The organism is Bacillus sp. FJAT-27986, assembly GCF_001685035.1.
GTDB lineage: Bacteria > Bacillota > Bacilli > Bacillales > Pradoshiaceae > Pradoshia.
Genome location: NZ_MAYV01000017.1, coordinates 182,392 through 205,353, shown reverse-complemented (window position 1 = coordinate 205,353; position 22,962 = coordinate 182,392). Strand labels below are relative to the sequence as shown.

At 37.4% G+C, this 22,962-nt stretch carries 20 protein-coding genes; 13 read left to right on the top strand and 7 right to left on the bottom strand.

The features are described from left to right. Positions 1 to 42: 42 nt before the first annotated feature. Positions 43 to 1,689 (top strand): DUF2075 domain-containing protein, encoded by a 1,647-nt coding sequence (locus tag A8L44_RS15455; RefSeq protein WP_066108344.1) that lies wholly within the window; start codon positions 43 to 45, stop codon positions 1,687 to 1,689. 278 nt (positions 1,690 to 1,967) lie between these two features. Beyond that, the gene (locus A8L44_RS15450; protein ID WP_066108596.1) at positions 1,968 to 3,467 is read left to right on the top strand and encodes a malate:quinone oxidoreductase; all 1,500 of its coding nucleotides are present in this window, start codon (positions 1,968 to 1,970) and stop codon (positions 3,465 to 3,467) included. Positions 3,468 to 3,582: 115 nt separating this feature from the next. On the opposite strand, the gene A8L44_RS15445 is transcribed toward A8L44_RS15450, so the two are convergent. Continuing rightward, positions 3,583 to 4,677 (bottom strand): SH3 domain-containing protein, encoded by a 1,095-nt coding sequence (locus A8L44_RS15445; protein WP_066108340.1) that lies wholly within the window; start codon positions 4,675 to 4,677, stop codon positions 3,583 to 3,585. Positions 4,678 to 4,980: 303 nt separating this feature from the next. Between A8L44_RS15445 and A8L44_RS15440 the strand changes: the two genes are divergently transcribed. The 4 genes from A8L44_RS15440 to A8L44_RS15425 all read left to right on the top strand — a co-directional run bounded on the left by A8L44_RS15440 (position 4,981) and on the right by A8L44_RS15425 (position 9,764). Then, entirely contained in the window at positions 4,981 to 5,766 is a 786-nt protein-coding gene (locus A8L44_RS15440) for an SDR family oxidoreductase (RefSeq protein WP_066108594.1), read from the top strand. 373 nt (positions 5,767 to 6,139) lie between these two features. Then, the gene (locus tag A8L44_RS15435) at positions 6,140 to 6,901 is read left to right on the top strand and encodes an SDR family oxidoreductase (protein WP_066108337.1); all 762 of its coding nucleotides are present in this window, start codon (positions 6,140 to 6,142) and stop codon (positions 6,899 to 6,901) included. Between the two features lie 278 nt (positions 6,902 to 7,179). Further along, complete coding sequence (locus A8L44_RS15430; protein ID WP_066108336.1) at positions 7,180 to 9,144, top strand: ABC transporter ATP-binding protein/permease; 1,965 nt, start codon at positions 7,180 to 7,182, stop codon at positions 9,142 to 9,144. Positions 9,145 to 9,152: 8 nt separating this feature from the next. Further along, on the top strand, positions 9,153 to 9,764 hold the full coding sequence (locus A8L44_RS15425; protein ID WP_066108333.1) for a TetR/AcrR family transcriptional regulator: 612 nt from the start codon (positions 9,153 to 9,155) through the stop codon (positions 9,762 to 9,764). A 56-nt stretch (positions 9,765 to 9,820) separates the two neighbouring features. Here A8L44_RS15425 and A8L44_RS15420 read toward each other — a convergent pair whose 3' ends face one another. The 4 genes from A8L44_RS15420 to A8L44_RS15405 form a co-directional block, all read right to left on the bottom strand. Next, entirely contained in the window at positions 9,821 to 10,300 is a 480-nt protein-coding gene (locus tag A8L44_RS15420) for a flavodoxin domain-containing protein (RefSeq protein WP_066108330.1), read from the bottom strand. 272 nt (positions 10,301 to 10,572) lie between these two features. Beyond that, entirely contained in the window at positions 10,573 to 11,754 is a 1,182-nt protein-coding gene (locus A8L44_RS15415) for an NAD(P)/FAD-dependent oxidoreductase (RefSeq protein ID WP_066108327.1), read from the bottom strand. Between the two features lie 85 nt (positions 11,755 to 11,839). Then, entirely contained in the window at positions 11,840 to 12,265 is a 426-nt protein-coding gene (locus tag A8L44_RS15410) for a DUF1641 domain-containing protein (RefSeq protein ID WP_066108324.1), read from the bottom strand. Between the two features lie 365 nt (positions 12,266 to 12,630). Then, complete coding sequence (locus A8L44_RS15405) at positions 12,631 to 14,262, bottom strand: Na/Pi cotransporter family protein (protein ID WP_175354313.1); 1,632 nt, start codon at positions 14,260 to 14,262, stop codon at positions 12,631 to 12,633. A gap of 350 nt (positions 14,263 to 14,612) precedes the next feature. Between A8L44_RS15405 and A8L44_RS15400 the strand changes: the two genes are divergently transcribed. The 6 genes from A8L44_RS15400 (at position 14,613) to megL (ending at position 20,228) form a co-directional block, all read left to right on the top strand. Next, the gene (locus A8L44_RS15400; RefSeq protein WP_066108321.1) at positions 14,613 to 14,843 is read left to right on the top strand and encodes an excisionase family DNA-binding protein; all 231 of its coding nucleotides are present in this window, start codon (positions 14,613 to 14,615) and stop codon (positions 14,841 to 14,843) included. A 266-nt stretch (positions 14,844 to 15,109) separates the two neighbouring features. Next, positions 15,110 to 16,102 (top strand): Gfo/Idh/MocA family protein, encoded by a 993-nt coding sequence (locus A8L44_RS15395; RefSeq protein ID WP_066108319.1) that lies wholly within the window; start codon positions 15,110 to 15,112, stop codon positions 16,100 to 16,102. 177 nt (positions 16,103 to 16,279) lie between these two features. Beyond that, complete coding sequence (locus tag A8L44_RS15390) at positions 16,280 to 16,576, top strand: phasin family protein (RefSeq protein WP_225983642.1); 297 nt, start codon at positions 16,280 to 16,282, stop codon at positions 16,574 to 16,576. 40 nt (positions 16,577 to 16,616) lie between these two features. Continuing rightward, positions 16,617 to 18,293 (top strand): ABC1 kinase family protein, encoded by a 1,677-nt coding sequence (locus A8L44_RS15385; RefSeq protein WP_066108315.1) that lies wholly within the window; start codon positions 16,617 to 16,619, stop codon positions 18,291 to 18,293. Between the two features lie 14 nt (positions 18,294 to 18,307). Beyond that, the gene (gene ybaK / locus A8L44_RS15380) at positions 18,308 to 18,790 is read left to right on the top strand and encodes a Cys-tRNA(Pro) deacylase (protein ID WP_066108313.1); all 483 of its coding nucleotides are present in this window, start codon (positions 18,308 to 18,310) and stop codon (positions 18,788 to 18,790) included. Between the two features lie 253 nt (positions 18,791 to 19,043). Continuing rightward, positions 19,044 to 20,228, top strand: a complete 1,185-nt coding sequence (gene megL / locus A8L44_RS15375) for a methionine gamma-lyase (protein WP_066108311.1) — start codon at positions 19,044 to 19,046, stop codon at positions 20,226 to 20,228. Positions 20,229 to 20,256: 28 nt separating this feature from the next. On the opposite strand, the gene A8L44_RS15370 is transcribed toward megL, so the two are convergent. After that, the gene (locus A8L44_RS15370) at positions 20,257 to 21,393 is read right to left on the bottom strand and encodes an amidohydrolase (RefSeq protein ID WP_066108308.1); all 1,137 of its coding nucleotides are present in this window, start codon (positions 21,391 to 21,393) and stop codon (positions 20,257 to 20,259) included. Between the two features lie 168 nt (positions 21,394 to 21,561). On the opposite strand from A8L44_RS15370, the gene A8L44_RS15365 reads away from it, so the two are divergent. Next, positions 21,562 to 22,137, top strand: a complete 576-nt coding sequence (locus tag A8L44_RS15365; protein ID WP_066108306.1) for a beta-class carbonic anhydrase — start codon at positions 21,562 to 21,564, stop codon at positions 22,135 to 22,137. Between the two features lie 588 nt (positions 22,138 to 22,725). Here A8L44_RS15365 and A8L44_RS15360 read toward each other — a convergent pair. After that, positions 22,726 to 22,941, bottom strand: coding sequence for a hypothetical protein (locus A8L44_RS15360; RefSeq protein ID WP_066108303.1), 216 nt, complete (start codon positions 22,939 to 22,941; stop codon positions 22,726 to 22,728). Positions 22,942 to 22,962: the final 21 nt, after the last annotated feature.

Sequence of the window (22,962 nt, the reverse complement as noted above, 5' to 3'; positions counted from 1 at the left end):
ATCATATTCAGCTTACAATCATGTGTGATGTGGAGGTGCGGTATGAGTACAAGTACAGTAAAAATAGAGACACTGCCTTTTAACAAGGCATCAATAAATCGCCTGAGCGGGTATTATATTGATTATCCTGTCGTGTATTTTCTGAACAATGAAACTACGGTCTATATAGGCGAAACAGTGGCAGTCAAAAATCGGATGAGGGACCATCTGAATAATAATGAACGAAAATCATTAAGTAAGATGTCCTTAATTATCCATAATAAATTTAATCGTTCTGCTACATATAATATAGAAACGAAGCTAATCAATTATTTCTTGGCGGATGAGCGTTATAAGCTGCAGAACAAGAGTCAAACTGCAAAGAATGTAATGCATAATTATTATGAAAAACAATACTATGACGAACAAATTTTTGATGAAATTTGGACTGAACTTTTAAAAAGAAAAATTGTCGATCATTCAGCACAAGCAATTGAAAATAAAGATATCTTTAAGTTATCCCCCTTTAAGGAAATGACGACTGAACAGTTAGAGCTGCAACAGGAAATTATAAAGGTATGCAAAGAACATATAAAGGATGAAAAACCGTTTGTTTTTCTTATTAAAGGGGAAGCGGGTGTCGGAAAGAGTGTTGTCTTAAGTTCGGTTTTTAATAAAATACAAGAGCTCGCCAAGGAAAAAGATAACGATTTATCCAAAACTGAAAACTATTTATTAGTTAATCATTCTGAGATGTTAAAGACCTATAGAAAAATAGCTGGAAATGTTAAAGTACTTTCTAAAAAGAATTTTGAAAAGCCGACAACATTTATCAACAAGCGAAAGAAATTGGGGAAAAAGGCTGATATCGTTCTAGTAGATGAAGCTCATTTATTGTTAACAAAACCTGATAGTTACAATAATTTCAATGAAGAAAATCAATTGGAAGAGATCATTAGACATAGCAAGGTAGCCATTATCGTCTATGATGACAAGCAAGTCTTGAAAATGAAAAGTTACTGGGACGAAGAAAAGCTATACTCAATCACAAAGAGCTGTAATACAGGGAATTATGTACTGACAAATCAATTTCGAATGCGTGCCTCCGATAATATGGTCAATTGGATTAATTATTTTGTGGAAAAGAAAATTACACCGATGCCGATTGAAGACGCATATGATTTTCGGATTTTCGAATCGGCAGCAGAAATGTATAAAGTAATCCAAGAGCAGAATAACAAATTTGGTTTGGCGAGAATTGTGTCCACCTTCGATTATATACATAAGAAAGATGGACAAACCTATTATGTGGAAGAGGATGGTTTTAAACTTCCATGGAATAATGATTATGGAAATCATACATGGGCAGAAGAAGCAAATACCATAAAGGAAGTAGGATCCATTTATACAATTCAGGGCTTTGACTTAAATTATGTTGGGGTTATTCTAGGTCCATCAATCGGCTATGATAAGGAAACAGATATGTTAAAAATCATTCCTGAAAACTATAAGGATACAGAGGCCTTTAGGGGAAGGAATGAGTATAAAAACAGTGAAGAAATTATGGAAAGAATTATTTTAAATTCACTTAACATACTGATGAAGAGGGGCATACATGGCCTGTACATATATGCACATGATCCGGAATTAAGGGACAGATTGTTAAAACTTCAAGAAAATAGATTTCCTAGGCAGGACACAAGAAGCTGATTTCATTATAAGAGGCAAAACCCTTAACCAATCTGAATAAGGGTATAAGGTGTTTTGTCTGCCTCTCTTTAAATAAAAGCTTCCATCTTCAATAAAAACGACAAATAGTTTATAATTATCTGTAAATAGTAGAAATTTTAGTCGAAGAATCATTATAATGGTATGAGATATGGTAAAAAATGAGATGAAAGGGTTTCTTAAGTAGAGCCTTTCTTTTTGCTTTGTTTAAACAGGAGAGCTTGCTCTTTTTTACAAATTAGGGGATGAGGATGGTTATAATGAGCAACATGCAGAAGAAAACAGACGTTATCTTAATTGGTGCCGGGATTATGAGCGCGACATTGGGGGCAATACTTAAAGAGTTAGCACCTGAATGGAACATCAAAGTATTTGAAAAACTTGCAAGTGCAGGGGAAGAAAGCTCAAATGAATGGAATAATGCAGGGACGGGTCATTCTGCACTGTGTGAGCTTAACTATACATCTGAAAAAGCTGATGGATCTTTAGATATTAGCAAGGCTATCAATATTAATGAGCAGTTTCAGCAATCGAAGCAGTTTTGGTCATATTTGGTTAACAGAAATTTGATTCAAAATCCACAGGATTTTATCATGCCAATTCCTCATATAAGTTTAGTGCAGGGAGAGGATAATATAACTTTTTTGAAAAAGCGTTTTAAAGCGCTTTCTAAAAATCCTTTGTTTGAAGGAATGGAATTTACAGAGAATCCAGAGAAACTAGAAGAATGGATTCCTCTTATAATGGAGGGACGCTCAACGGATGAACCGATTGCAGCCACAAAAATTGATTCAGGAACCGATGTTAACTTCGGTGCGTTAACACGTATGCTGTTTGAACATTTACATAGTAGCGGTGTAGAAGTCAATTATAGTCATAGTGTAGAAGATATTAAACGTACCACTGATGGTCTATGGCAGGTGAAGGTGCATGATTTAGAAGATGGTAAACTTGAGTACCATACGGCACATTTCGTCTTTATCGGTGGAGGAGGCGGAAGTCTCCCTTTACTTCAAAAAACAGGCATTCCGGAGTCCAAGCATATCGGAGGTTTCCCTGTAAGCGGACTGTTTATGGTTTGTAACAATCCGGAAATCGCTGAAAAGCATCATGCAAAAGTATACGGAAAGGCTAAGGTTGGTGCACCACCAATGTCTGTTCCTCATTTAGATACACGATATATCGATAATAAGAAAACGTTATTATTTGGGCCATTTGCCGGTTTTTCGCCCAAGTTCTTAAAAACTGGTTCCAACTTTGATTTATTTGGGTCCGTAAAACCGAATAATGTTATTACGATGCTGGCGGCGGGAGTTAAAGAAATGGCATTGACTAAATATTTGGTTCAGCAAGTCATGCTATCGAATGAGAAGCGTATGGAGGAATTACGTGAATTTATTCCAAACGCCAACAGCGAAGATTGGCATACAGTTGTGGCAGGCCAACGTGTGCAAGTAATCAAAGATACAGAAAAAGGAAAGGGAACACTTCAATTTGGTACAGAAGTGGTCAGTGCTGAAGATGGTTCGGTTGCTGCATTGCTCGGAGCCTCTCCTGGAGCCTCTACTGCTGTTCACGTTATGCTTAAAGTATTGGATAAATGTTTCCCTCAAAATATGAAGGAGTGGGAACCTAAAATAAAAGAAATGATTCCATCTTATGGTCTATCTTTAATGGAAAATCCTGATCTTTTCAAAGAAATTAATCAATCAACTACAGAAACACTGGGACTTTGTACAAAAGAAATGATCTGTAACTAAGCATAGCTTAATTATAAATAAGGGCAACTCACTATACTAAGCGGGTTGCCCTATCTTTATTTTATGAACAGTAGAAACAACCCTGCACTAGACTTACAAATGCAGGGTTGTTTTATTAGTACGTATTAAGTTCATTAATTGGAGTCTGAATAATGACTGGTTTCTTTTTAGGGTCTAACCATTTCAAAATCTTTTTCACGTTTGCTTCAGATGTTGCGGTGCAGCCTAAAGTATAGCTGTTGCCAATGTGGAAGAAGATTGCGCTTCCCTTATAAGGTGTTCGCTTCGTATTGTAGTTGATTACAAACCCATATGTGTAGGCTGATATATTCATATTTTCTGCACTTTTCCATTGACCCTTGGTTTTCTTTTTGGACTGCCAAGTGTTGTATAGTTTCGATTTCGGATCATCAACCCATACGTCATCCGCTGTGATTTTACGATAATTCAGCTTTGTTCCGGGATTTGCTTTTCGGCCAAAAGCTGTACCGATTGTATACTTCCCAATCGGAGACCTCTTGCCACTTTCTTTCATGTCCTTTTCCTTTGCAAATCCATACTTCCCAATATAACCTTTGGTTATTAATACAGGTACCCATTTTCCTTTAGAGTTCCTCTCGAATGTGCGGATTTCAGCTTTCGATGTATTATATCCACTTGAAGTAACGAGAATGAGTTGCTTGTTGCTTTCGACTGTCTTTAAGCCTTCAGCTAAATTTTTCGGAGCTGCGGGCTTTTTGGAAGTTAAATAGTTACTGGAAGCCCAACCGGTTTTGCTGCCAATGATTACTTTGCTCCAAGAGCCTTTCGTTTGAGTTACTTTAACTGAGCTGTTCTTTTTAACAGTTGTAACTACTTTGTACTTAGTTCCGGCTCCACTGCGAATATTTAATGTACTTGCTGTGACATACATCGTTTTAGAAGTTACTTCTGCAACAGGTTTTTTAGATGTTAAATATTTGCTGGAAACCCAGCCAGTCTTGCTTCCAACCGTTACTTTTTCCCATGAGCCTTTCGTTTGAGCTACTTTGACTGAGGTATTCTTTTTAACAGTTGTAACAACTTTGTATGTAGTTCCTGGACCACTTCGTACATTTAGTGTACTGGCCGTTACATATTTGGATGATGCAGCTTGAACGTTATTTTCCACGGGAAGACCTGAAAGAATCACGAACAGTGCGATTATGATTGCAATCCCCTTTTTGATCATGTATTCACTTCTCCTTAATAATTTATGTACTTCCTTATTCTATTTACTTCTAAATGTAGTCGTAAACGAGCTCTTCTTATTTTACTAGATTTAAATTTTTTAATCATGTGGTCCTGCCCAATTTCGTTCTATTGTTCTATGAATTTTACGGATATTTAATGAAATATTTTTAAAATTAATACATGGTTTACCAATATAGCAGATATCAAGTAATAATTTTCAGCCAATGGATGAATGTTTATGCTAATTGCCATCGGGAAGAAGAAAAAAGAAGTGATAGAAGGGGAAAGGAGGAAATATAAAATGGAAAAAACAATTTTTATTACTGGAGCAGGGAGCGGACTCGGCAAAGGATCGGCTATTGGTCTGGCGAAAAAAGGTCATCATGTCATAGCGACGACTGAGACGACATCTCAGAAAACAGCGCTTATGCGGGAAACGAGAGACTTGGGAATAAATATGGAAGTTTTTAAGCTCGATATTACCAATCCTATTGATTTAAGAGAAATTGATAAATATGATTTTGATATTTTTGTGGCGAATGCCGCGATTAATGAAGGTGGACCGCTCGCTGAAATACCAATGGAACGGTTCCGCGCTATCTTTGAAGTGAACGTTTTTGCCACGCTTGAGACAGCTCAAATCGCTGCAAGAAAGCTGGTTAACAAAGGTATGGGCAAAATTGTTTTCTTAAGTTCAATGGCAGGCATTATGACAACTCCTTATGCAGGTCCATACGCAGCGACCAAGCATGCCATTGAAGCAATGGCTTTGACATTAAAGGATGAATTAAAAGAGTTTGGCATACAGGTGGCGACTATTAACCCGGGTTCATTTGATACGGGTTTCAACGATCGGGCTGTAGAAGAAAAATGGAATTGGTTTAATGAGGAAGAACACTTTACCCGTAAAGAAGATATGAAAGCAATGGAAGAGGGATTGAAAAATCAAATGGATCCAGAGGATATGATTGAAAAAATGATAGAAATTATCCCGGCAGAACACCATAAATTCCGTACAGTTTATCCAGAGCAAACAGAAAAACAGATGAAGGAAGCTGAACAGAAAAAGTGGGGGATGGAAGTTTAATTCGACAAAGTCTTAATATACTTTCACTCTTTTTTCTCTTTAACTACTAATTGTCACATTGTGTCCAACTTTTGATCTAGTAGGTTAGGTGTTTTAGTTTTATTTAAATTTAAATATAAGTTAAAATATTCCTGAAGCAAGAATATCATTTTTTTCGGGTAAACTTACTTTCTTTTATGTCTAGGCAAAATTAGGCTATGTTAAAGTCCGTTATGTTGGCTAAGCAGGTTTTACTTGAAATGGATCTGAGGACATTGGGTATGTCTCGCTTTTATGCTGGATTAATACGAAGTGTCACAGACAAATCCAAGTATAAATTTTAAAATCCGTATGGATAAACAGAGCCTATACTTTAATGAGGAGGTAGTTCAAAATGAAATTAGAGGGAAAAGTAGCGGTTGTAACAGGTGCAGCATCCGGAATGGGGAAAGCGATTGCAGAGCTTTATGCAAAAGAAGGAGCTAAAGTCCTTGTAACAGATCTTAACCTTGAGGGTGCTGAAAATGTAGTCGAAGGGATTACAAACAATGGTGGTACAGCGAAAGCATTGCAAGTGAACGTTGCAAAGCTTGAAGATATCGAGGGAATGATTGATACAGCTGTTAGTGAATTTGGTACATTAGATATACTTGTTAACAATGCAGGCATTATGGATGGTTTCGAACCTGTTGCGGATATACAAGATGAAAGATGGGATTTAATTTTTGATGTAAATACAAAAGGTGTTATGCGTTCCATGCGTAAGGTCGTTCCATTATTCCAGGAAAAAGGCCAAGGCATAATTATAAATATTGCTTCTACTGGTGGATTAAACGGTGCTCATGCAGGTGCAGCCTATGGTGCTTCCAAGCATGCGGTGGTTGGTCTTACTAAGAACACAGCCTTTATGTATGCAAAAGAAGGCATTCGCTGTAATGCAATCGCACCAGGTGCGGTTGAGACCAATATTTCTGCATCGATGGGAAAAGTTAATGAATTTGGAATGGGACGTTCTAGATTAGCACAAGCTGCGATTCCTAAAGTGGGACAGCCGGAAGAAATTGCAGCAGCTGCCTTATTCCTTGCTTCTGAGGATTCCAGCTTTGTAAATGGTACAGTTTTAGTAGTTGATGGTGGTTGGACTTCAGCATTCTAATAAATATTAAATAATTGATTACAATTAGGCAGCTTGTTTCTCTGATTTAGAGGGACAAGCTGCTTTTTCTTTTGAATAAGAAAATATATATTTAAATAACAAAATTTCACATAATCACTTTAAATAAAATATATTCAGTTAATAAATATTATTTTAATATAATTAATTGACAGGTGACAGGTTGTCACTTATAGTAGTCTTACTTGATAAACTGTCATGAAACTGACCAGACTAATTACATCAAGAGACTAATAAGTAAAGGGTGTCATCAAACGTATATGAAAGTACTTGAGTTGCATCATGTGAACAAACAATACCCGATTGCAGATGGTCAATACTTCCCTGCTCTTAAAGATGTTAATGTTTCCTTTGAGAAGGGAGAATTGGTCTCCATCATTGGTGAATCAGGAAGTGGTAAATCCACTCTAATGAATCTGATTGGCGGGTTGGATTCTGATTTTACCGGTTCCGTTCAGTTTGAAGGGAAGAATATTGGTGAGTTTAATGAAAAAGAAATGGATGAATATCGAAAAAATAAAATAGGCTTTATTTTTCAAAGCTTTAATCTGATTCCGCATTTGTCTGTCCTCGATAATGTCACGATTGCGATGACTTTATCGAATGTAGGGAAAGAGGAACGCATTAAAAGAGCGGAGGAGATTCTAACTCAGGTTGGTTTGAAAAATCATATTTATAAAAAGCCAAATCAATTATCCGGCGGTCAAAAGCAAAGGGTTGCGATTGCGCGTGCATTAATTAATGATCCTGAAATCATCATTGCCGATGAACCAACCGGAGCACTTGATTCTGAAACAACGGAACAAGTATTGGCGATCATAAAAGATATTGCTAAGCAAGGTAAGCTGGTTATTATGGTTACTCACTCTGAGCGAGTAGCGAACCATTCCTCAAGGGTAATCCAAATTGCAGATGGGAAAATTATCCGTGATGACAGAGGAGAACCTCTAGAACAAATGGAACCTCAATCCAATCAAGTGGAAAAGAAGGGTGGTGAAAACCTTAGCTTTGTGGCGGCCGTGAAACTTGCATTTCTGAATATGAAAGAGAAGCTTGGTAGAAATGTTTGGGTTTCATTAGGAGCAAGCATAGGAATCATGAGTGTCATCTTTTTCCTTTCATTAGGAAATGGTGTGAAGACCTATATGAATGACTCTATGAACAGTATGGTGAATCCGCTTGTCGTAGAAGTTAATATGCCTTCTGAGGAAGAGGAACTTCCGCCATCAGTGGATGAAAATCAGGCAATGATGCTATCGATGATGGGAGAACAGACACCATTTGAGGAAAAGGATATCGAGAAATTATCCGAAATCGAGCATGTTTCTTCAGTGGAAAAGGGATTTAATCTCATCTCATTTGGCTCCAATGCGGTTAAATATGGAGACAAAAAGGTTGATTTGATGATGATTACAACCATTTCATCTAACATAACAGATACGAGTATTAAGGAAGGCACTTTACCTGGAAAACAAGAAATTCTCCTTGCGGAGGGTACCGCTGAAAAATTAGGCGGAGATATGATCGGTAAAGATGTTAACGTAACGCTAATGCTTAATGAACAGTTATATGAAAAAACCTATACGGTTAGTGGAATTATTTCATTAGGCAGTCAATTTGCAGCGATGGATTTAATCTATGCCAATTATGAGGATCTGGTACAGCTTGCAGAGGATAACGGTCAGACATTGGATCCTACAAGTATCTATTTAGTTGCAGATAATGAAGAGTTTACGGAAGATATAAAAGCAAAAATCAAGGATATGGGCTACAATGGTTCATCGCAAGAAACAATGACAGCTATGATGAACGAAATGCTGGATGTTTTGACATATGTATTAACCGGGATTTCAGGCATTTCACTTTTTGTTTCAGCAATCATGATTTTGGTTGTTCTCCATATTAGTGTTGTTGAGCGTACGAAGGAAATCGGGGTCCTAAAAGCGATTGGTGCAAGACGCATGGATATTAGAAGAATTTTTGTATCTGAAGCATTCCTGATTGGATTATCGAGTGGAATTATCGGTGTTCTGGCAGCCTCTTTATTAACCTTTGTAGCTAATAGCCTTTCAACTAAATTAATTGATTTTGAAATTGTACAAATAACCCCAGCATATCTTGTTTTCGGTGTTGCTGCTAGCATCATTATTAGCATGCTTTCTGGACTTATGCCCGCCAATAAAGCGGCTAAATTGGATCCAGTTGACTCTTTACGCAGAGAGTAGGAAAGTATATGCCGAGTCAAACATTTGTGAATTTACCAGCGGAAAAGAGAATCAGGATTATTCAGGCTGCTAAGGAGGAATTTAGCCAATATTCCTTCTATGATGCATCAATTAATCGAATTATTAAAGAAGCGCAAATTCCTCGGGGAAGCTTCTATCGTTACTTTGAAAATAAAGAAGATCTGTTTCTGTATTTATTAAATGAATATAAAAGTGACCTCTTGGATCAGATTAACAGCAAGATTAACGCCGGGGTAAACCTCTTTTCAATTCACTTTCTGCTATTTGATTATATAACTAAGAAAGCGATGGATCCTGCTCATTCCAAGTTTTTGGTCAATGTATTTACGCGGACGGATAGTAAGCTAGCTGAACATTTAATGAGCTTTACGGATGTACGTGAAATGGAAGAGAAACAAGAGAAGTTTCTGAATCTAGTTACTGACACTCATTTACTAAAGGTTGAAATAAAAGAGGAATTGTTTCAAGTTATTGAGATATTGAGAACTATCACATTCAATCAAATTATCCTGGCGTTAAATGATCTTTCGACTGTAAGCCAAAAAAGAAAAGACATGGAGCGTCAATTTCATTTTATTAAATATGGTGTACTGAAATAAACAAAGTAAAAGCCTTGAACGTGTGTTCTAAACAGGTTCAAGGCTTTTTATTATAGTCAGGTAGCTTCCACTCGATCTGCAAATATATGAATATTATCTTTAAGAATAGAAGGCTGTTGGTCTGCCGGGTACGATTTTAATGCTATTTTGGCAATGAATTTCTCGAAAATTCCCAATGCGTGAGAACGAATTTCTCCACCGAAGCAGTCAATTGCTGTTGCTTGCTCAAGTAACTCATCTGGAAAGTTGGTTTGAAAGTATTTTTCAGCATTTCCGACATCAGCGCAGCAAATAAATAGACCGACCTCTTTCTGTTTAAAATCTTTAAGATGGTTTTTTACGAATTTTTTAACCGACGAATGAAGTTTCCCATAACGGATGGGACCGCCAATCAAAACAGTATCATAGGCATCCAGCGAAGGATCAGTGTGCGTAAGATCAACTAATTTTGCATGCCCATTAAAGTCTTGTTCAAGGATATGTACGCATGTTTCTGTAGTTCCGCTTTTTGAAGCATAAGCAATCAATATGTTCATGACTAATATGGCTCCCTTCTAAGATGACGTGTCTATATAAAGCATATACCCTTTTTGTCATCCTACCAAGGGGAAATATCAGAAACTTCTAATATTATCTGACATTAGGTTTTAGAGATAGAGGGCAATCTGTAGAAATAATCTTTGGCCGCAAGTAGTTGATTGGTCCGCCAGCTACTTATCCATGGAAAAGGTTAATAGGACAAGAGAGAGGTGTATAAAGCCAATAAAAAATCCTGTCCGCTGGTTTAGCGGACAGGATTTAACATTTATTAATAGGCTATGCTGAATAAACCTTTAATGTGTGAAAGATAACGGATATTACTTGCTTCTTTCATTATTGTAGCCGGTAAGCCTTTTAATGGTGTTGAGTTCCCGCCAATAATGGCTACGCCATCTTTACGTCCAAGACTTGCTAATGTTCCTGAGTTTACTGGAGCAAATACTTCAGGAAGAGTACCCTTAATGGATGCCGCAATATTATAACCAATCAATTCACCCATTTGCCAAGCCATTTGTGCAGTTGGCGGGTATGGTCTCGCACCAGGAGCAGGGAAGACAACTGCACTGTCACCAGCAATATAAACATCAGGATGTGAAGTAGATTGTAGATATTCATTAACAGTAGCACGGTTACGATCTACTGCTAAACCAGATTCGCCGATAACAGGAAGGCCTTGTACACCGCCAGTCCATACAAATGTGTTGGCGATAATTTGTTGGCCATCTTTTAATTCAATCACATTTCCGTTTACACCTGTGACAGGAAGTCCAGTCAAGAATTGAACTCCACGATTCTCTAAGCTTGTCATTGAACGTTCAATTAAATGATCAGGAAGCATAGGTAAAATTTTTGGACCTGCTTCAACTAAGATAAATTTAAGCTCAGAAGGATCAACCATATATTTTTTAGCTACTTTAGGGGTTGTATCTGCAATTTCTCCAACTAATTCAACACCGGTTAGTCCGCCGCCACCGATTACAATGGTTGCATCGGCTGGATTTTTAGTTTGTGCATATTCTTTAATTCGATCTTCGATATGCTTGTTAATTTTATTAGCATCCTCTGCTGATTTTAAGACCATACTATTTTCTTCAAGTCCAGGAATGCCAAAATAAGCAGTTTGGCTGCCTAATCCAACGACTAATTTATCATAGGTTAAGATTTTTCCGCTTGAAAGGGTTACCTTTCTTTCATCTGCTGATATAGATTCAACTTTAGAGATGATTAGATTAATATCTTTTCCTTTAAACAAACGATCTAATGGCATAGCAATTCTGCCTTCGCTAATATTGCCTGCTGCCAAGCGATGCAGTTCAGTAATAATTTGATGTGTCGGATATTGGTTAACAACTGTAATAGTAGCTTCTTCAGGAGTTAAATGCTGACGTGCTGATAATGCTGAAAGAAGACCGCCATACCCTGCTCCTAAAATAACAATTTCTTGTGCCATGATATGTTCCACCCTTGTTTGTAATTTTTTAAATCCAGTATTTTTCGAAAATTATAGAATAAGTGCTTTTTAAATAAATGAACTTTTATTTAGAACGTTCGTTGCTTACTTGAAGATAAGCGCTGGCAAAACGAAGAACCTTTTGGATTTGAGGATCTTTTAGCATTTTCATCAAACCGAATACACTGATCACTTCTTTGCTTTGTTCAGCTCTTTCCTTTGCTTCCATAGCATTGACAGCTATATGTTTGGCTGTTTTCGTAACAGGCTCTGCAAATTCCTTCGCTGTACTGGCAAAATCGTTTACTAATACTTTATCAGTAGCGACGGATTGAGCGAATTCATATGATTTGTTCAGTGCTGTTACAACTTCAGTTAATTGTGGTAATTGATTTAATAGTGTAACTAATGATTCCTGAACCTCTGGTTTTGATAATTGTTTTAACAATTCTTCTTGTGAAGCAACCGGAGAGGATTGTGTCTCTGATTGCTGTTTCATTGTGTCTGACATAGCAAATACCCCATTTCTGTTTGTTATAGCGAAAAATTAAATTAGTTATATTTATATAACCATAAATCCTCTACTTTAAGCATACTCCTTGTGTATAAATTCACAAAACTTTTTGCTCGAAAAAAGCGCTTTCATAGCAAAAAGAATACTATTTACACTATATTGATAGTGAAATATTTCATTCATCAATAGTTACCGTTGTAATTTTGATTTATAAATAATGAAAACAGGAGGATTTTTGAGGATGATAAATATGTGTAAATCTAAAATAGTTAATGGGGAGAGAGTGTGTTTAGGGCATTTTATAATAGTGAAATAATGAAGGAATAAAAAAATAGACCCTCCGAGGAGAGTCTACTTCCTGATTATTCTTGTTCACCAATAATCGTTTCGGCAATGTTTTTAGCATGATCGCCGATACGTTCAAGATTACTTAAAATATCAACGTAAACGAGGCTTGCTTGTGCAGAGCAGGATCCATTATTTAAGCGGATGACATGCTGCTTTCTTAATTGGCGCTCCATCTTATCGATTTTACGTTCCAATTCAAGCACCTTATATGCACTTTCCTTATCTTGATTCTCTATTGCCGCCATCGCTTCTTTGACCGCTTCTATAGTTAGTGTGAACATTTGAGACATGCCTTCTGTGGCCTCATCTGTAAATGTTGCTTTATTTGTATTTTTATACTCTGCAAATTCCAGAATATTTTCGAAATGATCGCCAATGCGTTCGATATCTGTAATGGTATGCATTAGAATATTATGTTCGTCAGATTCATTAGCAGACAGTGAACTTGTGGAGACTTTAACAAGATAATCTGTTATTTTGTGATCTAAATTATTAAGAGCCTCTTCAATTTGATTACCTGTATTCAATGAAGCAGTTTCATTAGTTAACAGGTAGTTATACGTTTCTTCCAATCCTTTAATAGCAAACTCGCCCATTCGCAAAGTTTCCTTTTTCGCCTGTCCAAGTGCAATAGAAGGAGATTGGTCGATGATTCGTTCATCCAGATGCTCTGGTTTATACTCAATAACAGTATCTTTTCCTGGAATGAGTTTAGTAACAATCCACGCATATACACCAATGAATGGAATCATGATCAGTGTGTTTGTAATGTTGAATGTTCCATGTGCAAAGGCAATGGTCATTTCCGGATTTAGTCCAAGTGTTTGTTGGAACCAGCCAATAAGGGACGTAAATGGAACGAGCAAAATCATAAAAATGATTGTACCGAACACATTGAAAAGTATGTGTACACAAGCAGCACGTCTAGCGGCAACTGATGCACCAATCGATGCAAGAAGGGCAGTGATAGTTGTTCCGATGTTATCTCCGAATAGTACCGGTAAGGCACCTTGCAGGTCAATAAGCCCTTCACCAAATAATCCCTGAAGGATTCCGATTGTAGCACTGGAGCTTTGTACTAATAATGTAAAGACTGTTCCTACTACAACACCGAGTATGGAATAATCACTTAAGCTGACAGTTAGATCATGAAACCATTCGAAGGTACGTAGAGGCTTCATTCCACTGCTCATAAGCTCTAGGCCATAGAATAATAATCCGAATCCAAATAGGATTTGACCGAAGTTGTGCAGCTTTTGGTTTTTAAAGAAGAATAATAAAAATGCACCGACAAAGATAATTGGTAATGCATATTCGCCAACATCAATACCGATAATGAAGGCAGTAATGGTTGTACCGATATTTGCCCCCATGATGACACCAATAGCCTGGCGGAGTGTCATAAATCCGGCACTTACCAATCCAACCGTGATAACTGTTGTACCTGAACTACTTTGAATTAAAACTGTAACTAGAATACCAACCAGAATCCCCATAATAGGGTTGGTTGTATATTTATCCAATAGATCTCTTAGTCGATCACCTGCGGATTTTTGGAGTCCATCCCCCATGTATTTGATACCGAATAGGAAGATACCCAATCCGCCGAGAAATTGAAAAAGCATTTCTTGAATACTTACATCCACTGTTTACACCTCAACATTATTTTAGAAAAATATTTTCGATTATCATTATTATTGACAAGAAGTTGAAAGTAAATACTAAACAGTCATATTTAACTATAACTTTACGGTTCCTTTACGTTCGTGTAATTTATCAATAAATTAAAAAAAATATATTATTTTAAAATATAGGTTTTTGAAGAAAAACAGTGTATGGTTACATTGAATTCTGGATAGAATTAATGATTTCTATAATAGATAACAGTACCAGATATGAAAGATATGTATACTCTAAATCCTCAACTGAATGAAGAACAGTAGAAAATATGATAGACTTAATAAACAATATTTTCGGGAGAAGAGGGGGATGATTGGTGTACCTTTCCGTGAAAGAAACAGCAGAATACTTATCATTGCCGGAATCCTATCTTGAAACTCTTATCAAGCAAAAGAAAATCCGGGCTATATTTGACGGGGAGCAGTATTTGATTAACAATGATCAATTCTCCAATTATCAAGAGCAGCTGCAGGAATATAAAAAGCTTTTCCAGGAATGGTTAACTGAACCGATTCCTGAAGATTGGGATGCAAAAGATGAGGATTAATAAAACAGGGGGGGCAAATTTTGCCTTCTTTTTTTTGCTTAAATCCTTATCCCATCTTCATTGCCAATTAAACAGTTAGTAACAACCAATCTTTGCATCTAATTGTAATGTCTGCAGTCATTTTTTGATATGATTTATGTAGCGTTCGTAATTATAAAAAATTCTTATTATAGGTAAGCATGCTCCTTTATTGGGGTACTAGTAAGAATATAATGGCACTTTTGAAATTATGATTTTTATTTTGGTAGGCGAGGGAGAGGTTACTTATGAATCTAGCAACAATTGGTACTAGTAGCATTACAGAACAATTTATAGATGCAGTTTTAGAAAGCGATGGTCTTTATCTAAAGGCGATTTATTCAAGAAATTTGGATAAGGCGTCTCGTTTTGCGAATAAGCATGAGGTCGATCTTGTTTTTAATCAGCTGGAGGAACTAGCTAAATGTAAGGAAATCGATATTGTCTATATCGCTTCTCCGAACTCATGTCATTTTGAACAAGCGGTTTTAATGTTAGAAAACGGGAAACATGTCATATGTGAAAAACCGTTATTCTCTAATGTGGCAGAGCTGGATCAGGCATATCAAATCGCTAAAAGGAATAACGTCTATCTTTTTGAAGCCATCAGAACCCTTCATACACCCAACTTCAAGTTACTGCAGGATAATATTAGACGAGTGGGGAGAATTCGTAATATAAACTTACAATATATGAAATACTCTTCCAGATATGATCAACTACTGGAGGGGGAGATTCCTAATATTTTCTCAGCTGATTATTCAGGTGGTGCTTTGGTGGACCTAGGTGTTTATCCTCTTGCCATGGCCTTCGCCCTTTTCGGAAAACCTATCTCGACCAGCTATACTCCAGTTATGCTTGATAGTGGCGTTGATGGAGGAGGAACACTAATCCTCAAGTATTCTGATTTTGTATGTACAATTGTTTGCTCGAAAATAGTTAATTCCTATGGGTCAAATGAAATTCATGGGGAGACGGGGAATATTATCTTTCCTGGATCAGGAACCATTCAAAAGCTTGAGTATATTGATAGAGAAACAAAAGTATGCGAACCCTTTTCAATTCCTCAAAAAGAGAATGATATGGTGTATGAAATTGATACCTTTATCGATATTATCAACCATGATAAACAGCCAGATTATCAAAAGCTAATTGAGATTAGTAGAGGGGTACTGGAAATTACAGAGTACTCCCGAAAAGAAAGTGGAATTGTATTTAGTACAGAAAGAGAATCTGAATAATTTTTTAATAGAAGGCTGCCGGCAGGGCGGTCTTCTATTTTTTATAAGCAGAGATGTTTATTAATTCAAAAAAAATACACAATTTATAGGTTTGTTTTAATTAAGGGGTGGAAAGGTAATAGTGGGAAAAACTTTGCTTTATTCTATTAATCATAAGTTCAAGGAGGAGAAGTGAGCATGATTAGGGACATTATAAACAAAACGTTTTCTATGGGAATTGGAGCAGCTGTAACAAGCAAGGAACAAATTGAAAAATTAGTGGATGAATTGGTGAAAAAGGGTGAAGTAACTCAGGCAGAATCTAAATCAATGGTGGAAGATCTAGTGAAAAAGGGTAATGAAGCCCGGACAGAATTTGAACAACAAATTAATTTAAAGGTTAAGCAACGTCTGGCAGAAATGGATCTTGCCACAAAAGAAGACATTGCACGATTGGAAAATCGAATTGCTTTGTTAGAGGAGAAAAATCAATAACAACACAAGTTTATGAATGAGCAGGTTAGGGGGGAAGCAGATGCTTGAAAAGAGAATACGTCACTTTAATCGGTACCAGGATATCATCCGTGCAATGATTCATAATGGATTTGGATCCATTGCCAAAGAACTGGGATTATCCGATATGCTACCGTTTGGAGGGCAGTGGACGTTTGAAGGCAAGGAGGTTAAAAATCGGCCGGCTGCCGAGCGGATTCGTGCCATTCTTGAGGAATTGGGCCCGACTTTTGTAAAGCTTGGGCAGATGCTGAGTACAAGACCTGATATCGTTCCTCCTTCCGTTATTTTGGAATTGGAAAAGCTGCAGAATCATGTGCCTGCCTTCTCCCCTGAAGAAGTCAAAAAGATTATCGAATCGAATCTGGAAGCAACAATTGATGAACTGTTTTCCGACTTTACAGAAGAAGCATTGGCTGCGGCTTCTATTGGTCAAGTACATAAGGCTGTTCTTCATACAGGGGAAGAGGTCGCTGTAAAGGTGCAACGCCCTAATATCCAGGGTAATATTGAGACAGATCTAGAAATCTTGCATAATATTGCTAGATTGGCAGAAAAGCGATTCAGCTGGGCTAGAGATTATGGCATAAGTGATATAGTGGATGAATTTTCTCAATCCTTACATCAGGAACTGGATTATGGAATTGAGGGAAGAAATTCCGAAAAAATAGCTAATCAATTTATCGATAATGACATAATTAAGATACCATCTATTTATTGGGACTACTCTACTAAGCGAGTATTAACGATGGAATATGTAGAAGGTATTAAAATAAATGAAATCGAAATGCTAGATGAACTTGGGTTTGACAGGCAACTAATCAGTGAGCGCTTTACGGATGCGATGATGAATCAAATCTTAATCAACGGTCTGTTTCATGCAGATCCACATCCAGGCAATGTCCTGATTCAACCTGGAAATCGAATTGTTTTGATTGATTTCGGTAATATTGGACACCTGGATACACGGATAAAGTATGCATTTGCAACATTGATTATTGCCTTAAAACGAGGTAATACGGATAGTGTCATGCGTGCAATCCTGAAGCTGGGCTTCACACCTGATGATATCAATTATGATAAACTGCGATCTGATGTAGAAGAAATTATCGATAAGTATTATGGTCATCCTTTAAATACTTTAAATATGAGTGAAGCAGTGAATGACTTCTTTACATTAACCTACTTACATCATATCCGTATCCCATCTGATTTGACTATGCTGGGTAAAACCTTCCTTGCAGTGGAAGGTGTTGTAGAAACATTGAATCCGGAATTCAATATTATTGATGTAATTGAGCCGTTTGGGGAGAAGTTGATTAAAGAAAGACTGAAGCCTAAAAACCTGGCGGACTCCTTGTGGAACAAAGTAGTGGAATACTCGGATATCCTGGACGAAATGCCTCGCAATATAAATGAATTGATGAATAAGCTGAAAGAAGGTAAATTTCGTGTACAAATAGAAGTGCCGCAACTAGATGTGTTCCTTGGTAAAATGGATAAGGTCGGGAACCAGCTTTCCTATGCGATTATTCTCTTGTCCTTTAGTATTATTATGGCAGGCTTGATTATAGGATCATCATCTAGAGGGAGCGGTTCTATATTATGGCAAGTGCCTATTATTGAAATTGGATCGATTATCGCCACCTTAATGGTACTGTATTTACTTTATTCAATTTTTAAATCGGGCAAATTTTGAGAGGAAGTTTTTAAGTGGGAAACGTAAAGACGAATGCACTGCGCCTTTTAGATCAAAAAGAAATTGAGTATGAAATATTTCAATACGAAAATCGCGATGGGAAAATTGATGGTATTTCCGTTGCAGAGAAGATAGGCCAGGATTATCGTCTTGTCTATAAGACTCTCGTTACCATTTCAGGGACTGGCTCTGTTTATGTATTTGTGATTCCTGTAGATTCAGAGCTAGATTTGAAAAAAGCAGCTAAAGTTTCTGGTGAAAAGAAAGTTGAAATGCTGCCTATGAAAGACATACAAAAATATACGGGGTATATCCGCGGTGGCTGTTCACCGGTTGGGATGAAAAAGCAGTATAAAACATACATAGATGTATCAGCTGAAATTCAGGAAAAAATTATAGTCAGTGCAGGAAAAATAGGAGTGCAAATGAAAGTAAAGGTTGCTGATTTACTTACATCAGTAGTAGATGGCGATTTTGCTGACGTTATACATGGGTGAAAGGTCTGATTAGGGCCTTTTTTTCTTGTAATTTAGGGAGATTAGTAAACAGATACACCGGATTTAATAAGTATTGGTTCCTTATTTTTCTCTGTATGAAGTGATGAGTTCTATTTAATGTTGGGTCAGTAGTTTGTATGTAATGAAAGTCGGGTTTTAAAATATCTGGATAAGACTGTTTACAATTTTTGGGTGAATGCCATATGATAAAGTGGGGATTGAAATTTTTTACATTTGAAATAGGGGGAGCTATATGAATAAGAAATATACCCACTTTGAAACTGCAGCTATCCATGCCGGATATGAATCAAACGAACATCAAGGAAGCCTTTCTATGCCAATCTATCAAACTTCCACCTTTACATTTGAATCTGCTGAACAGGGGGAACAGCGATTTGCCGGTACAGATAATGGATTTATCTATTCGAGATTAGGCAATCCAACCGTACGCTCATTAGAAGAGAAGATAGCAGTATTGGAAGGAGCTGAGGAAGGAATTGCATTTGGGTCTGGTATGGCTGCTGTATCAGCTGTTTTAATGGAACTTACCAAGGCAAATGACCATATTCTATGCTCACTCGGTATTTATGGTTGTACATTCGATTTATTAGTCATGATGAAAGAGAAGTATAACATCCATCATGACTTTAGTCCGATGGAAACAGAGGAACAAATACAGGAGTTAATTAAACCTGAAACAACGTGTATATTTGTTGAAACGCCAATAAACCCAACTATGAGAGTCATTGACTTGGAAATGGTGGCACGGGTGGCTAAAAGAAATGGGATCCCTGTCATTGTGGACAATACATTTCCTTCGCCATACTTGCAACAGCCCCTTCAGCTGGGATGTGACATAGTTGTACACAGTGCAACAAAATATATTTGCGGACATGGGGATGTTGTAGCGGGCTTGGCTGCGGGTTCCCGTGAATTCATATCACGAGTTAGAAAAACAATGTTAAAGGACGTCGGGGGAATTATGGCGCCTTTTGATGCATGGCTATTGTTAAGGGGAATCAAAACCTTGCCAATTCGGATGGACCGTCATAGCGAAAATGCTCAAAAAATTTATGAGAAGCTTAAAGAACATCCAAAAGTTGAGCGGATTTATTATCCTGGAGATAAGCAAAACGTTGGATATGAGGCAGCTATGAAACAAATGCGTCAGCCAGGAGGGATTATCGCTTTCGAAATAAAAGGCAGTAAAGAGGATGCACAAGCCTTCCTTAACAGGATGAAGCTTATTAAAATTGCAGTCAGCTTAGGTGATGTTGAAACATTGATTTGTCACCCGGCTTCAATGACTCATGCTATTATTCCGGAATCTGAACGATTGGAAATGGGTGTTACAGACCAATTGCTGCGTGTATCCGTTGGATTGGAAAACTGGCAAGATCTATGGGGGGATATAAAACAAGCGCTGGGAAATGATTAGGTATAACTATAAAGGGGCTGAATCTTTATTATAGAGATTCAGCCTTTAACGTATGGAGAATAGCTCTTGTTAGGATTTCGATGCCTTCTATTATACAGGAACGATCAAATGTCATATTTGGGTGATGAAGTCCGGGAGTTAAATCAGCACCAAGTGCCAGCATGGTTGCTTTTATGGAAGGGCGAAGTTTCGTATAAAAGTGAAAATCGTCACTTCCGGGAGTTAACACTGTAGGGCTTAATGCTTTATGCCCCATTGTATCCAAAATAGCTTTTTCCATAAACTGAGCCGCCTTGGCGGAGATGATGGAAGCCGGTGTATCTGGATATGGTTCTAGTTGGATATGAATGCGGAAGATTGATTCTAATTGAGCAAAGGTTTGCTTTATTTGCTCTTTAATGATGTTCAGGTCTTCATTTGATTGAGCCCTGGCATCAATTCCAAACAAAGCAGTACCTGGTATAACATTTAAATTTTCATTACCTGTTTCGAATCTGGTGATTTTGATGGAATGTGGTTTCATCGGCGACAGTTTAATTTGTTGAAGCAGCTGATGCATCATAATTAGGACATCTATTGAACTTGTCCCTAAGTGAGGCCGCGCTCCATGTGCATCTTCTCCAATGATTTTTCCTGAAAGATGGTAGGTTGCCCCATGATTGATCGCAGGAGCTGCCATGCCAAGAGGCAGCTCTTCTATTGGACGAAGATGGAGACCGTATAAATAATCAACGTCATCTACAATTCCAAGATTCGTTACAGCCTTGGCACCTTCACCCGTTTCTTCTGCCGGCTGAAAGATAAATCGAACTGTTCCTTTTTCTTTTTCAGTCTCAGTCAATTCTTTGAGCATCAAGGCTACACCCAAAACGATTGACATGTGCGCATCATGTCCGCATGAATGATTAGCTCTAAAGGTTCCATCACATTCCTGCCAAAGGGCATCCATATCCGCTCGTAAAGCAATGACTGGCTTGCCGGAGCCTATTTCAGCAGCTAAACCGGGAAATGAGGGGAAAGCGTTACACTTAACCCCTTCTTCGATTAATCGCTTTTCAATAAAGGCTGCAGTTTCATGCTCTTTCCAGCTTATCTCAGGATGTGAGTGTAAATATTCAAAAATGGAATGTATATAGGGTTCAAGTTGCCTAAGTTTTGTCTTCAAAGTATATGGATCCTTTCATTAGTTGTCCGGCAATACTGTTTAGTAACCTGTTATGATAGTGTACGCATCTTTTGTTGAAAGTTTCCTTCGGATGAAATTGTATATTATTTCAACTATTATAAATACTTAGGTACAATGGATTTAAGGCTGTATGAAGGGGAGAAATAAATGAATACATTAGATGAAATTCTTGCTTATAATCGTGAATTTGTAAACAAGGAAGAATACTTGCCATATGAGACCACTAAATTTCCCGATAAAAAAATGGTTATAGTAAGCTGTATGGACACCAGGCTGGTTGAGTTGTTACCAAAGGCCATGAATATTGCTAACGGAGATGTCAAAATTATAAAGACTGCCGGGGCAATCGTAAATCATCCATTTGGCGGTGTGATGCGTTCCATCATTGTGGCAATTCATGCATTGGGAGCAAGAGAAGTATTTATTGTAGGCCATGAGGATTGCGGTATGGCTGCCATGGATCCAAATCAATTGATTGGACAAATGACTGATAATGGAGTACCTAATGAGACCTTTTCTACTTTGGAGCATGTAGGAATAGATGTGAAGCAGTGGGTTAAGGGCTTCTCTAATGTCCATGAAAGCGTAACGGAAAGTGTTAATCTGGTTAAGAATCATCCGTTAATGCCTGCATATATACCAGTAACGGGAATGGTTATTCATCCATCGACCGGGGAATTATCTGTTGTCGTCAATGGATATGAAAAAGTGAAATCGGAATAAGTTTATTAATGAATGACGTGGGGACACGTCATTTTTTGATTAAAGGGACTGCGACATATTAAAGAATAGTTAGTATTAGACATTTGTTGAAGTCCTTTAACGATAGGGACTAAATACGACGAGTTACATTAATATGTAATTTAAAAACTCGTCAATCATGAATCCGCATCGAATAGGTGCTGCGTAAACATGAATAGCGGGTTTTTTATTTAAATCTGCACTAATCCATCCAGTTTTTCAACTAGATTATCAAGTTCATTAAAGCTATGAGAAATACCGGTTATTAGCTGGTTTTGCTCTTTGATATTAGCGAGAATCTCCTGTGAGGATGCAGAACTTTCCTGTGTAAAGCTGGATATTCGGATAATCTCTGTTGCAATCCTTTGAGATTTGGCTGTAAGCGGATTGAGTATGTTTTGAACTTTATTGGCCTACTTAGAACCCCCCCTTGTATAAGAAATATAGAGGGTCTTGGATGACTTTTTGAGGAATATTTTTGAATTTAATTACGGTGTTTACAGAGGGATATTAGCTAGGGGATTTTTGGAAAGGCGAAATAAATAAGAGCCAGATAAACTGGCTCCATGCTTACTGTTTTTCGGGCTCGTATTTCTTTTCGCTGGAAGAAGTGCTCTTCGTAGCAGTCTTATCTTTTTCTTCAAGATTTTCTTCTCGTAAATCTTCGATAGGAATGGTGTCTACATGCTGTTCATCTTCAAATCTATCGAGCATATGCTCTTTGTCAGTCATTGAGTTTTCAGGATTGTCCATTTTTTTCTTCGATAATGGTTTTTCCTTTGTCATGTGTATTCACTCCCATTGTTC

Coding starts and splice junctions, on each gene's coding strand:
- A8L44_RS15395 (WP_066108319.1), top strand. CDS start 15,110: ATGAATCTAGCAACAATTGGTACTAGTAGCATTACAGAACAATTTATA.
- A8L44_RS15445 (WP_066108340.1), bottom strand. CDS start 4,677: ATGATCAAAAAGGGGATTGCAATCATAATCGCACTGTTCGTGATTCTT.
- A8L44_RS15415 (WP_066108327.1), bottom strand. CDS start 11,754: ATGGCACAAGAAATTGTTATTTTAGGAGCAGGGTATGGCGGTCTTCTT.
- A8L44_RS15440 (WP_066108594.1), top strand. CDS start 4,981: ATGGAAAAAACAATTTTTATTACTGGAGCAGGGAGCGGACTCGGCAAA.
- A8L44_RS15420 (WP_066108330.1), bottom strand. CDS start 10,300: ATGAACATATTGATTGCTTATGCTTCAAAAAGCGGAACTACAGAAACA.
- A8L44_RS15410 (WP_066108324.1), bottom strand. CDS start 12,265: ATGTCAGACACAATGAAACAGCAATCAGAGACACAATCCTCTCCGGTT.
- A8L44_RS15360 (WP_066108303.1), bottom strand. CDS start 22,941: ATGACAAAGGAAAAACCATTATCGAAGAAAAAAATGGACAATCCTGAA.
- A8L44_RS15435 (WP_066108337.1), top strand. CDS start 6,140: ATGAAATTAGAGGGAAAAGTAGCGGTTGTAACAGGTGCAGCATCCGGA.
- A8L44_RS15455 (WP_066108344.1), top strand. CDS start 43: ATGAGTACAAGTACAGTAAAAATAGAGACACTGCCTTTTAACAAGGCA.
- A8L44_RS15365 (WP_066108306.1), top strand. CDS start 21,562: ATGAATACATTAGATGAAATTCTTGCTTATAATCGTGAATTTGTAAAC.
- A8L44_RS15425 (WP_066108333.1), top strand. CDS start 9,153: ATGCCGAGTCAAACATTTGTGAATTTACCAGCGGAAAAGAGAATCAGG.
- A8L44_RS15385 (WP_066108315.1), top strand. CDS start 16,617: ATGCTTGAAAAGAGAATACGTCACTTTAATCGGTACCAGGATATCATC.
- megL (WP_066108311.1), top strand. CDS start 19,044: ATGAATAAGAAATATACCCACTTTGAAACTGCAGCTATCCATGCCGGA.
- A8L44_RS15430 (WP_066108336.1), top strand. CDS start 7,180: ATGAAAGTACTTGAGTTGCATCATGTGAACAAACAATACCCGATTGCA.
- A8L44_RS15450 (WP_066108596.1), top strand. CDS start 1,968: ATGAGCAACATGCAGAAGAAAACAGACGTTATCTTAATTGGTGCCGGG.
- A8L44_RS15390 (WP_225983642.1), top strand. CDS start 16,280: ATGATTAGGGACATTATAAACAAAACGTTTTCTATGGGAATTGGAGCA.